Origin of the sequence: Streptomyces sp. CG4, from assembly GCF_041080655.1 — a bacterium.
Taxonomy (GTDB): Bacteria; Actinomycetota; Actinomycetes; order Streptomycetales; family Streptomycetaceae; genus Streptomyces.
Genome location: NZ_CP163525.1, coordinates 1,600,643 through 1,614,548 on the forward strand (window position 1 = coordinate 1,600,643; position 13,906 = coordinate 1,614,548).

13 protein-coding genes are annotated in these 13,906 nt (G+C 72.7%); 11 read left to right on the top strand and 2 right to left on the bottom strand.

Annotation, left to right across the window (positions count from 1 at the left end; genetic code table 11):
- Nucleotides 1-71: 71 nt before the first annotated feature.
- Nucleotides 72-2,186, top strand: a complete 2,115-nt coding sequence (locus tag AB5L52_RS07455; protein ID WP_369363052.1) for a HEAT repeat domain-containing protein — start codon at nucleotides 72-74, stop codon at nucleotides 2,184-2,186.
- An 85-nt stretch (nucleotides 2,187-2,271) separates the two neighbouring features.
- On the opposite strand, the gene ligD is transcribed toward AB5L52_RS07455, so the two are convergent.
- Nucleotides 2,272-3,291, bottom strand: a complete 1,020-nt coding sequence (gene ligD / locus AB5L52_RS07460; protein WP_351029858.1) for a non-homologous end-joining DNA ligase — start codon at nucleotides 3,289-3,291, stop codon at nucleotides 2,272-2,274.
- A 73-nt stretch (nucleotides 3,292-3,364) separates the two neighbouring features.
- Between ligD and AB5L52_RS07465 the strand changes: the two genes are divergently transcribed.
- Complete coding sequence (locus AB5L52_RS07465) at nucleotides 3,365-4,441, top strand: ATP-dependent DNA ligase (RefSeq protein WP_369363053.1); 1,077 nt, start codon at nucleotides 3,365-3,367, stop codon at nucleotides 4,439-4,441.
- Between the two features lie 368 nt (nucleotides 4,442-4,809).
- Nucleotides 4,810-5,784: a DUF3048 domain-containing protein gene (locus AB5L52_RS07470; protein ID WP_369363054.1), complete on the top strand. Its 975-nt coding sequence runs from the start codon at nucleotides 4,810-4,812 to the stop codon at nucleotides 5,782-5,784.
- Between the two features lie 9 nt (nucleotides 5,785-5,793).
- On the opposite strand, the gene AB5L52_RS07475 is transcribed toward AB5L52_RS07470, so the two are convergent.
- On the bottom strand, nucleotides 5,794-6,258 hold the full coding sequence (locus tag AB5L52_RS07475) for a MarR family winged helix-turn-helix transcriptional regulator (protein ID WP_369363055.1): 465 nt from the start codon (nucleotides 6,256-6,258) through the stop codon (nucleotides 5,794-5,796).
- 183 nt (nucleotides 6,259-6,441) lie between these two features.
- Here AB5L52_RS07475 and AB5L52_RS07480 point away from each other — a divergent pair, with 183 nt between their 5' ends.
- The 8 genes from AB5L52_RS07480 (at nucleotide 6,442) to AB5L52_RS07515 (ending at nucleotide 13,905) form a co-directional block, all read left to right on the top strand.
- Nucleotides 6,442-7,197: a CoA transferase subunit A gene (locus AB5L52_RS07480; RefSeq protein WP_369368833.1), complete on the top strand. Its 756-nt coding sequence runs from the start codon at nucleotides 6,442-6,444 to the stop codon at nucleotides 7,195-7,197.
- On the top strand, nucleotides 7,197-7,841 hold the full coding sequence (locus AB5L52_RS07485) for a CoA transferase subunit B (protein ID WP_351563647.1): 645 nt from the start codon (nucleotides 7,197-7,199) through the stop codon (nucleotides 7,839-7,841). Before AB5L52_RS07480 ends, AB5L52_RS07485 begins: the two co-directional genes overlap by 1 nt.
- On the top strand, nucleotides 7,838-9,049 hold the full coding sequence (locus AB5L52_RS07490; RefSeq protein ID WP_369363056.1) for an acetyl-CoA C-acyltransferase: 1,212 nt from the start codon (nucleotides 7,838-7,840) through the stop codon (nucleotides 9,047-9,049). The genes AB5L52_RS07485 and AB5L52_RS07490 overlap by 4 nt, the downstream gene beginning before the upstream one ends.
- Before the next feature lie 112 nt (nucleotides 9,050-9,161).
- Nucleotides 9,162-9,935, top strand: coding sequence for a protocatechuate 3,4-dioxygenase subunit beta (gene pcaH, locus AB5L52_RS07495; protein ID WP_369363057.1), 774 nt, complete (start codon nucleotides 9,162-9,164; stop codon nucleotides 9,933-9,935).
- A gap of 5 nt (nucleotides 9,936-9,940) precedes the next feature.
- The gene (gene pcaG, locus AB5L52_RS07500; RefSeq protein WP_369363058.1) at nucleotides 9,941-10,543 is read left to right on the top strand and encodes a protocatechuate 3,4-dioxygenase subunit alpha; all 603 of its coding nucleotides are present in this window, start codon (nucleotides 9,941-9,943) and stop codon (nucleotides 10,541-10,543) included.
- Between the two features lie 8 nt (nucleotides 10,544-10,551).
- On the top strand, nucleotides 10,552-11,907 hold the full coding sequence (pcaB, locus tag AB5L52_RS07505) for a 3-carboxy-cis,cis-muconate cycloisomerase (RefSeq protein WP_369363059.1): 1,356 nt from the start codon (nucleotides 10,552-10,554) through the stop codon (nucleotides 11,905-11,907).
- Entirely contained in the window at nucleotides 11,904-13,049 is a 1,146-nt protein-coding gene (gene pcaD / locus AB5L52_RS07510; protein ID WP_369363060.1) for a 3-oxoadipate enol-lactonase, read from the top strand. The genes pcaB and pcaD overlap by 4 nt, the downstream gene beginning before the upstream one ends.
- A 64-nt stretch (nucleotides 13,050-13,113) precedes the next feature.
- Nucleotides 13,114-13,905 carry an SDR family NAD(P)-dependent oxidoreductase gene (locus AB5L52_RS07515; RefSeq protein ID WP_369363061.1) on the top strand — a complete coding sequence of 264 codons (792 nt, stop codon included), beginning with the start codon at nucleotides 13,114-13,116 and terminating at the stop codon, nucleotides 13,903-13,905.
- Nucleotide 13,906 lies beyond the last annotated feature (1 nt).

Below are 13,906 nucleotides of genomic sequence, written 5' to 3' on the forward strand. Positions count from 1 at the left end.
GGCCGTTGTCAGTGCCGTGGTGCATGCTGTGATCAGTGGGCGGAGGGCGCCCCGGAACAGGGGAGGACAGGGTGTTCAGGGGGATCGAGGACGTCGACTGGGCGTCGTTGGGGCATGCGTACACGGAGTCGGCGACGGATGTGCCCGACCTGTTGCGGGGGCTGGCGTCGGACGACCCGGAGCGCCGGGAGATCGCGCTGGACGGCATGTACGGCGCGGTGCTCCATCAGGGGACGGTGTACGACAGCACGGTCGCGTGTGTGCCATTCCTCTTCGAGCTCGCGGCGGACCGGGCGGTGCCGGGCCGGGGCGCCGTCGTCGGGCTGCTGCGCGGCATCGCCGATCCCTTCGAGGACGAGGACCCACAGGACCCGGAAGACGCGGAGCGCTGGGTCGCGTACGACGAAGAGCTGCACGAGGAGTGGCAGCAGCACTTCTTCCTCGCCCGGGACATGATCCGGGAGCGTGCGGGGGTGTTCCTGGACCTGCTCGGTGATCCGGATCCCGAGGTGCGCGGCGCGGCCGCGCAGGCGCTGGCCCGGCTCCACCCGGATCCGGTGCGCGTGTTCGCCGCCCTGCGCGACCGTGTGCCCGCCGAGACCGACCCGTCAGCCGCCTGCGCCCTGGCCGGTGCGCTGGCGGCGACGGCCCTGCGGGAGCGGCTCGAACTCCAGGACGCCGCTGCGGAGTTGCTGCGCTCGATCGTCTCCGGGACCCCGGACGCGGCACTGCGGATGACGGCCCTCGCCGAGCTGGCCCGATGCGCACCCGGCGAACTGCCGAAGGACACGGCAGGGATCGCGCTGGAGGTGATGCGGCTCTCCCGCGAGACGGCCGGGACCAGCGAAACGGCCGGGGACGACGAACCCGCGGAGGTCCCGCGCACCGACACGCTGATCTCGTACCTGCGTGAGCTGAAGGAGCGGCACCGCCAGACGCTCGGCCTGGACGAGGCCGACGACCTCCTCGAGGCGTTGCACTTCCAGTTGGGCGACCGCGTCGATCTCCGTGTCCCCCTCGTCGTCGGCATGCTGGGCAGCCCCGACCGCAACCGGCGCGCACACGCCGTGTCGATGGCCGGGCGACTGCTGACCGGTTGGCGGGCGCCGGACGACGCACCGGTCATGGAGTTGGCCCGGTTGCTGGGCGACGACGAGCTGAGCATCCAGAAGAGCGTGCTGTCGGAGCTGCGCGACCTCGGGCCGGCCGCCCGCTGCGCCGCCGAGGAGATCGTGGAGTACATCCAGGGCTGGGACGACCGTCCCGTCGAAGAGGACACCCTCTTCCGGGACACGGCCGTCGGCACCGCCTTCGAGGTCCTGGCCCTCCAGGGTGACGCACGGACCGTGGCCGCGCTCGGTCATCTGCTGTCGGCCGTGCTCATCCCCGAGCAGCTGGTGCGCTGGATCGAAGCGCTCGGTCCGGAGGCGGCGGCCCCGCTGGCGCCGGTGCTCCACGACCGGCTCGCAAGGCTGGGCCACGACTCCCAGGACCCGGACGCGGACCGACTCGCCGACGCGCTGGGCCTGCTGCGGCACACCCCGACGCTGCCGCTGCTCCTCCGGCTTCTGGAGCACGCGGAGTACGGACGCACGAGGATGGCGGTGCTGCGGGCCCTGTCCTCCTACGGTCCCGCGGCGGAGGAGGCGCTGCCGACGGTGCGCCGGGCAGCGGAGGACGACAGTCTCCCGGACCAGGAACGGGTCCTCGCCGCCGGAGCGCTGTGGTCCCTGACCGGGGACGCGGAGAGCGTGCTGCCGGTGATCCGGCAGCATCTGCGAGTGGACCACTGGGCCCGACGGCAAGCGCTGGAGCTGGCCGGGGCGCTCGGCCGGTCCGGGGCCGCGCTCGCACCACAGCTGCGCGAGATGATCGCCGAAGACCACGCCCGGCTGCCCGCGGCCCTCGCCCTGTGGGGGGTCACCGGCGCACCGGAGCAGGTGCTCCCCGTCCTGCTCGCGCAGTGGCCGACCGCGCCGGCACAGCGCCCCGCGATGGCCGCCTGCCTTGCCGAGATGGGCCCGGCGGCCTCCCCGGCCCTCTCTCTGATACGTACAGAACTGGCGTCTCCCCGCCGCCACTCCAACGACCGCCCCCGCCGGGGCAACATCCGCTACGACGTCACCTCGGACGAGGCACTGCTCAGCGATTGCCGGCGCATCCTGGCGGCGTGCGGCGAGCAGTAGCCCGCAGCGCTCCAGCCGGTCGCGGTCTCTGCGGACTCTGTGGACTCCGTGGACTCGGCGGCTGCCCGGCGGTGGCACGCGGCTCTCAGGATGTCTTCTCCTGCCGCGCCCGGCTCGGCTGGACGCGCTTGGGCTCGCCGGGCATCTTCGGGTACTCCGGCGGGTAGGGCAGGTCGCCCAGGCCATGGTCGTGTTCGTCGCGGCGGGCCAGTTCCAGCAGGGCGTCCAGGGAGTAGGCGTGCTCGTCCATGTCGGCGTGTACGTCGCCGAGTTCGGCGAAGCGGGCGGGCATGGTGGCGAGGTCGAAGTCGGCGGGGTGGGCCTCACCGACCTCCTCCCAGCGCAAGGGTGCCGAGACGGGGGCGTTCGGGCGGGGGCGCACGGAGTAGGCGGAGGCGATGGTGCGGTCACGGGCCGTCTGGTTGTAGTCCACGAAGATGCGGCGGCCCCGCTCCTCCTTCCACCACTTGATCGTCACCTGGTCGGGCATCCGGCGTTCCAGTTCCCGGCCGACGGCGATGGCGGCGCGGCGTACCTGGGTGAAGGTCCAGCGCGGTTCGATGGGGACGAAGACATGCAGGCCCCGGCCGCCGGAGGTCTTAGGCCAGCCGCGCAGTCCGCCGAACTCGTCGAGCACGGCGCGCAGTTCGTGAGCGGCGCGGACGGCGTCGTCGAAGTCGGTGCCGGGCTGCGGGTCGAGGTCGATGCGGAGTTCGTCGGGGCGGTCGACGTCGGTGGCGCGCACCGGCCAGGGGTGGAAGGTGAGGGTGCCGTACTGGGCGGCCCACACCACGGCGGCTTCCTCGGTGGGGCACATCTCGTCGGCGCTGCGGCCGCTGGGGAAGGTGATGTGGGCGGTCGGGATCCAGTCGGGCATGCCCTTCGGGGCCCGTTTCTGGTAGAACCACTCGCCGCCCACGCCGTCGGGGTAGCGCTCCAGGGTGGTGGGGCGGTTGCGCAGCGCGCGCAGGATGCCGGGGCCGACGGCGACGTAGTACTGGGCGAGGTCCAGCTTGGTGAAGCCCCGCTCCGGAAAGAAGACCTTGTCCGGGCTGGACAGCCGTACGGTCCGGCCGCCTGCCTCCAGTTGCACCGCGTCACCCATGCGGCCACGGTAGGCGCGCCCCGCACAGCTCGCATACCGGGCAGCAGGGGACGTATGCGAGCAGAATCGAGCCATGGATCTGCCGGTGATGCCACCTGTGAAGCCCATGCTCGCCAAGTCCGTGGCGAAGATCCCGCCGGGTATGCACTACGAGGCCAAGTGGGACGGGTTCCGGGCGATCGTGTTCCGGGACGGGGCCGAGGTCGAGCTGGGCAGTCGTACCGGAAAGCCGTTGACCAGGTACTTTCCCGAGCTGGTGGCGGCGCTGAAGGAGCGGGTGCCCGGGCGGTGCGTGCTGGACGGGGAGATCGTGATCGCGCGGGAAGGCCATCTGGACTTCGACGCGCTGACCGAGCGGATCCACCCGGCCGACTCCCGGGTGCGGATGCTCGCCGAGAGGACACCGGCCTCGTTCGTCGCCTTCGACCTGCTCGCCCTGGACGACCACTCGCTGCTCGACACACCCCTGACCGACCGTCGGGCGCTGCTGGAAAGGGCGCTCGCGGAGGCGACGCCGCCGGTGCATCTGGCGCCCGCGACGACGGATCTCGACGTGGCGCGGCAGTGGTTCGAGCAGTATGAGGGCGCCGGTCTCGACGGGGTCGTCGCCAAACCGCTCGCCCTGCGCTATCTGCAGGACGAGCGGGCCATGTTCAAGATCAAGCACGAGCGGACGGCGGACGTGGTGGTGGCCGGGTACCGATTCCACAAGAGCGGCCCGGTGGTCGGCTCGCTGCTGCTCGGGCTCTACGACGACCAGGGCAGACTCCAGCATGTGGGTGTGTCGGCCGCCTTCGCCATGACGAAGCGGGCCGAACTGGTCGAGGAGCTGGCACCGCTGCGGATGGACGACGTGGCAGGGCACCCGTGGGCGGCCTGGTCGGACGAGGCCGCCCATGAGACGGCCCGGCTGCCCGGCGCGCCGAGCCGCTGGTCGGGCAAGAAGGACCTCTCCTGGGTGCCGCTGCGGCCGGAGCGGGTCGCCGAGGTGGCTTACGACCACATGGAGAACGGGCAGCGTTTCCGGCACACCGCCCGCTTCCGCCGCTGGCGCCCGGACCGCACACCGGACAGCTGCACCTACGCCCAGCTGGAGGAGCCGGTGCGCTACGACCTCGCGGAGATCCTCGGCGAGCGCGACCGCGGCTGAGCAGGGCGGACCGAAACCGGGCCGGGACTGCGTGAGGTGCGCCAGGGCCGCATGAGGACCCTGCCAGCGCCGTTCCGCATGCGCACGGCATACGGCTCGTAATCACAGGGCACCGCACGCGGACACCACGCACGCCCGCCATCCGCACCCGGGCGCGGCCCCCGGACCCGCGCCCGGACCCGCGCCCGCACGCCGCGCCCGCACGCCGCACCGGCACCCGCACCCGCACGGGTCATGTCTCGGGCCCGTTCGGCCCACGGAGTGCGCAGGGCCGTAGACGTCCGGGTAGGGCCAGCGCTGACCCTATGAACGCACAATCTGACAACACGAACGGAGTGGCCCCGGTGGTCATGAGGCACACGGCACGCATGAGACACGCGGCTCCAACGGCGGCCGTGCTGGCCGCCTCGCTGGCCGTCTCCCTCACAGCCGGCTGCGGCCACCACGACCGGGACGACAACCGCGCCCCGCACCACACCACCGCCCCGGCCGGGCCACCGGCTCCGGCACCGTCGGCCGCGGCGGCCGGCGCACCGCTCGCCGTGAAGATCGACAACGTACCGGCGGCCCGTCCGCAGTCCGGCCTCGACGCGGCGGACGTGGTGTACGCCGAGCAGGTGGAGGGCGGCCTGAGCCGGCTGATGGCGGTGTACGCGACCAGACTTCCGCGGACCGTCGGACCGGTGCGCAGCGCCCGCGAGTCCGATCTGGAGCTGCTGGGCCAGTTCCACCGGCCGACGCTCGCCTTCTCCGGAGCCCAGCACAAGCTGCTGCCTCTGATCGACAACGCACCGCTGCGACCGGAGCCCGCCGCCGAGGATCCGAGCGCCTACTTCCGGGGTGCCGGCAAGGCCGCCCCGCACAACCTCTATCTGCGCCCGGCCAAGCTGCTGCCGTCCGCCCCCGGCAAGGCCGCGCTGACCACCGGCTTCAGCTACGGCCCGGCCCCGTCCGGTGGCACCCCCACGGCCTCGCGCACCGTCCGCTACCCGGCCGCGCGCTTCACCTTCGCCTGGTCCGCCGAGCAGCACCGCTGGCTGATCGACATGGACGGCACGCCCATGACGACGACGGACGGCGGCAAGCGGGTGGCCCCGGCGACGGTCGTCATCCAGCACGTGCGGATCCGTGACTCCCGCTTCCACGATGCGCTCGGCAACCCCACGCCGTACACCCGGACGGTCGGCTCGGGGAAGGCGGAGGTGCTGCGCGACGGCCGGTCCTTCGCCGCCTCCTGGTCGCGGCCGACGGCGACGGACGGTACGACGTTCAAGGCGGCGGACGGCGGCCCGATGAACTTCGCCGAGGGCCAGGTGTGGGTGGTGTTCGCACCGGCGCGGTGAAGCGTGCGATCAGCGTTGCGCCGTCACCGGCTCCGCGGGATTCCGCAGCCCCTCCGCCGCGTCCGCCACCCGCCGGATCAGGTCGAGGAAGACCGTCTGCTCCTCGGGCGACAGGGGCGCGAGGAAGACCTGGTTCATCCGGGCGGTGCGCACGGTCAGCTTGCGGTGGGTGCGCAGACCGTCGCCGGTGAGGCGGAGCAGGAAGCGCCGGCCGTCCTCCGGGTCGCGCACCTTGGTCAGCAGCCCCCGGCGGCCGAGCCGGCTGATGACCTCGGCGATGGTCGAGCGGTCCAGGCCCACCCGCTCCCCCACGGTCCGCTGGTCCAGGCCCGGCTCGGCGACGAGGGCGTTCATGACGGCGAACTGCGGCGAGGTGATCTCCTCGGAGACCATCGTGTTCCACAGCAGGTAGTGCGCCTGCTGGAGCCGCCGGGCCAGATGCCCGGGATGAGTGCCGAGATCCACGGCGTCCATGTGCACTCCCCTGATCAATTGGTCGGTGCACTGAACGATACCCGGCGACATGCCCGACTGTCTCCCGACCTGGGCGCCCATGTACTGGGGTCTTGACGGCCTTTCGCTCCGGTGGCAGCGTGAGAAGTACCTCGCTGAAATACTCAGTGCCCTGATTAATTGACGAGACGATGGGGCTTCACGATGGACAAGGTGGTGGCCACGGCCCGGGAGGCGGTGGCGGATGTGCCGGACGGCGCGTCGTTGGCGGTGGGCGGGTTCGGGCTGAGCGGTGTGCCGAACGTGCTGATCGAGGCGTTGTACGAGCGAGGTGTCACGGGCCTGTCGGTCGTGTCGAACAACTGCGGGGCGATGGAGTCGGGTTTGGCGGTGTTGCTGGCGGCGGGGCGGATCGCCCGGGTGACCGGCTCGTACATCGGGGGGAACAAGGAGTTCGCGCGCCAGTATCTGGCCGGTGAGCTGGACGTGGAGCTGATTCCGCAGGGCACGCTGGCCGAGCGGCTGCGGGCGGGCGGCGCCGGGATCCCCGCCTTCTACACCCCGGCCGGGGTGGGCACGCAGGTCGCCGAGGGCGGGCTGCCATGGCGCTACGACGGTCGGGGTGGGGTGGCGGTGGCCTCGCCGGCGAAGGAGGTGCGGGAGTTCGACGGTGCCGAGTATGTGCTGGAGCGCGGGATCCGTACCGACTTCGCACTGGTACGGGCGGCGAGGGGTGACCGGCACGGGAATCTGGTGTTCAACAAGTCCTCCCGCAACTTCAACCCCCTCGCCGCGATGGCCGGCCGCGTCACCGTCGCCGAGGTGGAGGAACTGGTCGAGCCCGGCGAGATCGACCCGGACGCGGTGCACCTGCCGGGGATCTTCGTGCAGCGCGTGGTCGCGCTGACGCCGGAGCAGGCGGCGGACAAGCGGATCGAGCACCGGACGGTGAGCAGCTGATGGCCTGGACACGTGAGGAGATCGCCGCCCGCGCGGCACAGGAACTGCGCGACGGACAGTACGTCAATCTCGGTATCGGCCTGCCCACGCTGATCCCGAACCATCTGCCCGAGGGGGTGGAGGTGGTTCTGGAGTCGGAGAACGGGATCCTGGGCACGGGCCCGTACCCGGCGGAGGAGCAGGTCGATCCGGATCTGATCAACGCGGGCAAGGAGACCGTCACGGTCCTGCCAGGGGCGTCGTTCTTCGACTCGGCGCTGTCGTTCGCGATGATCCGCGGCGGGCACATCGATGTGGCGGTGCTCGGCGCGATGCAGGTCTCCGCGGGTGGTGACCTGGCGAACTGGGCGGTGCCGGGCAAGCTGGTCACCGGGATCGGCGGCGCGATGGACCTGGTGCACGGTGCCCGACGGGTGATCGTGGTGATGACCCACACCGCCAAGGACGGCTCGGCGAAGATCCTCAAGGAGTGCACGCTGCCGCTCACCGGCACGGCGTGTGTGAACCGGGTCGTCACCGACCTCGCCGTACTGGACGTCACCGAGGACGGGCTCGTGCTCGTGGAGACCGCGCCCGGAACGACCCTCGACGAGGTCGTCGCCAAGACCGAGGCCGAACTGACGATCGCGGAGAACCTGCTGTGAACACGGTCAACACGGTGTACATCGTCGATGCGGTCCGCACCCCGATCGGCCGCTACAACGGCGCCCTGGCCTCCGTCCGCCCGGACGACCTCGCCGCCCACGCCATCCGCGAACTCCTCGGCCGCAGCCCCGACTTGGATCCGTCCCGCATCGAGGACGTGTACGTGGGCAACGCCAACGGCGCGGGCGAGGAGAACCGCAACGTCGCCCGCATGGCCGCCCTCCTCGCCGGTCTGCCCACCTCCGTCCCCGGGGTGAGCGTCAACCGGCTGTGTGCCTCCGGCCTGGAGGCCGTGATCCAGGCGGCCCGCGCCATCGCGCTCGGCGACGCGCACATCGCCGTAGCCGGCGGTGTCGAGTCGATGACCCGGGCACCGTACGTCCTGCCGAAGCCGGACCGGGCGTTCCCGGCCGGGCACGCCGAGCTGTACTCGACCACGCTGGGCTGGCGCATGGTCAACCCCAGGATGGACCCGCAGTGGACCATCCCGCTGGGCGAGTCGGCCGAGCTGATCGCCGACCAGCACAAGATCGGCCGGGAGCAGCAGGACGAGTTCGCCCTCGCCTCCCACCGCAAGGCGGCCGCAGCTCGTGAACAGGGTCTGTTCGACGCCGAGTTGGTGTCCGTGCCGGTGCCGCAGCGCAGGGGCGAACCCGTCGTCTTCGCCGCCGACGAATGCGTACGCCCGGGCGCCTCGCGGGAAGCGATGGCCAGGCTCAAGCCGTCCTTCCGCCCCGAGGACGGCACGGTCACCGCGGGCAACGCCTCCCCGCTCAACGACGGCGCCGCCGCCCTCCTCCTCACCGACGAGGAAGGCCTGAAGGCGACCGGCCGCGAACCGCTGGCGCGCGTCAGTGCCGGCGGTGTCTCGGCGATCGACCCGCACTACTTCGGACTCGCCCCCGTCGAAGCCGTCAACCGGGCACTGGCCAAGGCAGGCAGGGGATTCGACGATCTGTCCGTCCTGGAGCTGAACGAGGCCTTCGCCGCCCAGGTGCTGGGCTGTCTCGCCGAGTGGCCCGAGTTCGACCCGGCGATCCTCAACCCCCGGGGCGGCGCGATCGCGCTCGGCCACCCGCTGGGTGCTTCCGGTGCCCGGCTCGCCGGCACCGTGGCCCACCAGCTGGCCCGCCGCGGCTCCGGCACCGGCGTCGCCACCCTGTGCATCGGCGTCGGTCAGGGCCTCGCCCTCGTCCTGGAACGCTGACCGCCCTGAACCGCGGACACCGAAGCCGCCACCCCGGAACGCCAAGGAAACGCCGCCCTCGAACGCCCACGCGTCGCCGTCCCCGAACGCCAAGAAAGCGTCAGGTACCCCCATGACTCTCACCCAGCAGGACATCGACCAGGAGATCGCCGCCCGGCACGCCGCGTACGAGAAGCGCGTCGCCGACGGCGCACCCGTCGAGCACCATCCGCGCCGCGACTACGCGCCCTACCGTTCCTCCGTGCTCCGCCACCCCCAGCGGGCCCCGGTGGCCATCGACACCGCCCAGGACCCCGAGCTGGTGGAGCTGCACTCCCCCGCCTTCGGGGAGCGCGACATCACCGAGACCGACAACGACCTCACCCGGCATCACCGGGGCGAGCCGGTCGGTGAGCGGATCACCGTCTCCGGGCGGCTGCTGGACCGCGCCGGGCGCCCCGTGCGCGGCCAGCTGATCGAGATCTGGCAGGCCAACGCGGCCGGCCGGTACGCCCATCAGCGCGAACAGCACGACGCGCCGCTCGACCCGAACTTCACCGGCGTCGGCCGCACCCTCACCGACGCCGAGGGCCGCTACCAGTTCACCACCATCCAGCCGGGCCCTTACCCGTGGCGCAACCACGTCAACGCCTGGCGGCCCGCACACATCCATTTCTCCGTGTTCGGTGCGGCGTTCACCCAGCGGCTGGTGACGCAGATGTACTTCCCGAACGACCCGCTCTTCCCCTACGACCCGATCCTGCAGTCGGTGACGGACGACGCAGCCCGGCAGCGGCTGATCGCCACCTATGACCACAGCCTGTCGGTGCCGGAGTTCTCGCTCGGCTACCACTGGGACATCGTGCTGGACGGCCCGGCCGCCACCTGGATCGAAGAAGGACTCTGACCGCCATGACGAAGATCGACACGAGCAGCCCGGAGCAGGTGCCGCCCACCCCCTCCCAGACCGTCGGGCCCTTCTACGGCTACGCACTGCCCTTCCGCGGCGGCGAGGACATCGCACCGCTCGGCCACCCGGACACGATCACCGTGCACGGGTACGTCACCGACGGCGCGGGCAATCCGCTGCCGGACGCGCTGGTGGAGCTGTGGGCTCCGCGCCCCGACGGCACGGTGCCGCGGACCGACGGATCCATCCGCCGGGATCCCGCGACGGGCGGCTGTCTCGGCCGCAACGGCGTGGAGTTCACCGGTTGGGGCCGGATCCAGACCGACGCCGACGGCCACTGGTACGCCCGTACGCTCCGGCCCGGCGCGCGGGGGCAGAGCGCCCCGTACCTCAGCGTGTGTGTCTTCGCGCGCGGCCTCCTCCATCACCTGTTCACCCGGATCTATCTGCCGGGCGACGAGGCCGCGCTCGCCGCCGACCCGTTGCTCAGCCGGGTGGGCGACCGGCGCGACACACTGATCGCCGGCGCCGAGGGCCGGGGCACCTACCGTTTCGACATCCGCCTTCAGGGCGAAGGCGAGACGGTCTTCCTGGAGTACCAGTGACACCACCGGTGACACCTGACGACCGCGACAGGGACAGGGACAGGGACAGCGACACCGGTCTGCTCGGCCCGGGGTGGGCCGGCTCCCCCGTCGCGCACGCGACCGGCGACAGCGCGTATCTGCGGGCCCTGCTGGACGCCGAGGCCGCGCTGACCCGGGCCCAGGCCGGGCTGGACCTCGCCCCGGCCGAGGCCGCCGACGCGGTGACCCGGGCGGCCGACCCGGCCCGTTTCGACGTCCGGTCACTCGCGGAGCGCGCCCGCGCCGGTGGCAACCCGGTGATCCCGCTCGTCGCGGACCTCACCGCCGCGGTGGGCGAGTCGTACGGCCCGTACGTCCATCGGGGCGCGACCAGTCAGGACATCCTGGACACCGCGACCATGCTGGTCACCGCGCGGGCCCTGGAGCCGGTCCTCGCCGACCTCGCGCGCACCGAACGCGCGCTCGCCCGGCTGGCCGCCGCCCACCGGGACACCCCGATGCCCGGCCGCACGCTCACCCAGCACGCGGTGCCGACGACGTTCGGCCTGAAGGCGGCCGGCTGGCGGTCACTGGTCCTCGACGCACGGGACCGCGTGACCCGGGTGCGCGCGGCGCTGCCCGCCCAGCTCGGCGGTGCCGCCGGGACGATGGCCGCCTTCGAGGCGTACGGCGCCCAGGACGCGACGGCGCTGACGGAGGCGTACGCCCGTGAAGTGGGCCTCGTCGCACCGCCGTTGCCCTGGCACACACTGCGCACCCCCGTCGCCGACCTGGCCGGTGCTCTGGCCTTCACCACGGGCGCCCTGGGCAAGATCGGCGAGGATGTGCTGACGCTGTCGCGCACCGAGGTCGGCGAGGTGGCCGAGGGCAGCGGCGGGGGTTCGTCCGCCATGCCGCACAAGGCCAACCCCGTGCGCTCCACCCTGCTCGTGGCCGCGGCCCGGCGCGCACCACAGCTCGCGGCCACGCTGTACGGCTGCGTCGCCGCCGGGGACGAACGGCCGGCCGGGGCCTGGCACGCCGAGTGGGAGCCGCTGCGCGAGCTGCTCCGGCTGGCCGGAGGCGCCGTACGGGACGCGGCCGAACTCGCCGAGGGGCTGCGCGTGAACGCCGGCGCCATGCGCCGGAACCTGGACCTGACCCGAGGGCTGATCGTCTCCGAGCGGCTGTCCGCCGCCCTGGCGCCCCGGCTCGGACGCGCCCGGGCCAAGGAACTGCTCACCGACCTGGCCCGCCGCACCCACGCCGAGGACCGCCCGCTCGGCGAACTCCTGGCCGAGGAGCCGGAGTTGAAGGACCTGGACCTGACCGCCCTCGCCGACCCCGCCCGCTACACCGGTTTCGCCGGTGCTCTCACCGACCGTGCCCTGGAGCGACGTTGACCGTGAAACTCATCAACCACCGTACAGAAGGCCCGGATTCGGCTCCCCCGCTGCTGCTCGGGCCCTCGCTGGGCACCTCGTACGCCCTGTGGGACGAGGTCGCGCCCGAACTGTCGGCCGCCCACCGCGTGGTGCGCTGGGACCTGCCCGGGCACGGCGGATCGGCGCCGGATCTCATCGGGCCGGGCGCGACCGTCGGCGATCTGGCCGCGCTCGTGCTGGCCCTCGCCGACGCGCTCGGCATCGACCGCTTCGGCTACGCGGGCGTCTCCCTCGGCGGCGCCGTCGGCCTCCATCTCGCCGTGCACCACCCCGAGCGGCTGACCTCGCTGGCGGTCGTGTGCTCCTCCGCCCACTTCGGCGACGCGGCGCCCTGGCGGGAGCGGGCGGAGCGGGTGCGGCGCGAGGGCATGGAGTGGCTGGTGGAGAGCGCCGACGCCCGCTGGTTCACGTCGGGGTTCACCGTGCCCCGGCTGGTGCGGGACCACCGGGAGGCCGATCCGGAGGCGTACGCCGCCTGCTGTGACGCGCTCGCCGCGTTCGATCTGCGCGACCGGCTCGGCGACATCGCCGTACCGACGCTCCTCGTGGCGGGCAAGCAGGATCCCGCGACGCCGCCCGCGCATCTGCGGGAGATCGCCGACGCGGTGCCCGGCTCGACGCTGGTGGAGCTGCCCGGCGCCTCGCATCTGGCGCCCGCGCAGTGCCCGCGGGCCGTGCTGGCCGCGCTGCGTACCCAGTTCGACGGCCCGCCGGCGAGCGGGATGGCGGTGCGCCGGGAGGTGCTGGGGGATGCGCATGTGGACCGGGCGCAGGCCCGGCAGACCCCGTTCACCGCCCGCTTCCAGGACTTCATCTCCCGCTACGCCTGGGGGGAGATCTGGACCGACCCGACGCTGTCCCGCCGCGAGCGCAGCATGATCACCCTGACCGCGCTGGTCGCCCAGGGCCACCACGACGAGCTGGCGATGCACGTCCGGGCGGCGCGGCGGGGCGGGCTGACGCCGGAGGAGATCGGCGCGGTGCTGCTGCAGACCGCCGTCTACTGCGGGGTGCCGGCCGCCAACGCCGCGTTCGCGACGGCCCAGCGGGTCATCGACGCGTTCGCCGAGGAGGAGGGGACGGCGCCTGACCGAGGGTGACCCTGCTGGTCGTAGCCTCAACAGCACCCCCCTCATGGCGTCCGACCCCGCCTACGCTGGGATCATGTCCACCATTCTGATCACCGGCGCCACCTCCGGACTCGGCCGGTACGTCGCGTTCGAACTGGTCCGCTCCGGCCATGTCGTCCTCGCCCACGGCCGGGACCGGGCGCGCACCGAGCGGCTGGTCGCGGAGTTGCGCACCGAGGGTGAGGCCGAGGGGTTCGTCGCCGACCTGGCGCGTCTCGCCGAGGTGCGCGAGCTGGGCGCGCGGGTCGCCGAGGCCCGTCCCGGCCTCGATGTGCTGATCAACAACGCGGGGGTGGGCGGCGGTACGCCCGGCTCCGGGCGCGAGCTGAGCGCCGACGGACACGAACTGCGGCTCGCCGTCAACTACTTGGCGCCCGTCGTCCTCACCCGGTCCCTGCTGCCGGTGCTGCGGGCCAACGCGCCGGCCCGGATCGTGAACGTCGGCTCGGCCGGGCAGGAACCCCTCGACTTCACCGACCCCGAGCTGACCCGCGGCTACACCGGCATGTCGGCGTACTGCCGCAGCAAGTTCGCCCTCGCCGCCCACACCTTCACGCTCGCCGGGGAACTCGCGGACAGCGGGGTCTCGGTGAACGTCCTGCACCCCGCCACCTTCATGGATACGGCGATGGTCCGCGAGAGCGCCGTCACGCCGTGGCACTCGGTCGCCGACGGGGCCCCGGGGGTGCTGGCCCTGGCCACCGAGGAGACCGGCAGCGGAGGGTACTTCGACGGGACACGCCGGGCCCGGGCGCACGAGGAGACGTACGACCCGGACGTACGCAAGCGCCTGGCGGCGGTGACGGAGCAGTTGCTCACGGCCTAGG

Coding starts and splice junctions, on each gene's coding strand:
- AB5L52_RS07465 (WP_369363053.1), top strand. CDS start 3,365: ATGGATCTGCCGGTGATGCCACCTGTGAAGCCCATGCTCGCCAAGTCC.
- pcaG (WP_369363058.1), top strand. CDS start 9,941: ATGACGAAGATCGACACGAGCAGCCCGGAGCAGGTGCCGCCCACCCCC.
- ligD (WP_351029858.1), bottom strand. CDS start 3,291: ATGGGTGACGCGGTGCAACTGGAGGCAGGCGGCCGGACCGTACGGCTG.
- AB5L52_RS07485 (WP_351563647.1), top strand. CDS start 7,197: ATGGCCTGGACACGTGAGGAGATCGCCGCCCGCGCGGCACAGGAACTG.
- AB5L52_RS07470 (WP_369363054.1), top strand. CDS start 4,810: ATGAGACACGCGGCTCCAACGGCGGCCGTGCTGGCCGCCTCGCTGGCC.
- AB5L52_RS07480 (WP_369368833.1), top strand. CDS start 6,442: ATGGACAAGGTGGTGGCCACGGCCCGGGAGGCGGTGGCGGATGTGCCG.
- AB5L52_RS07515 (WP_369363061.1), top strand. CDS start 13,114: ATGTCCACCATTCTGATCACCGGCGCCACCTCCGGACTCGGCCGGTAC.
- pcaH (WP_369363057.1), top strand. CDS start 9,162: ATGACTCTCACCCAGCAGGACATCGACCAGGAGATCGCCGCCCGGCAC.
- AB5L52_RS07475 (WP_369363055.1), bottom strand. CDS start 6,258: ATGGACGCCGTGGATCTCGGCACTCATCCCGGGCATCTGGCCCGGCGG.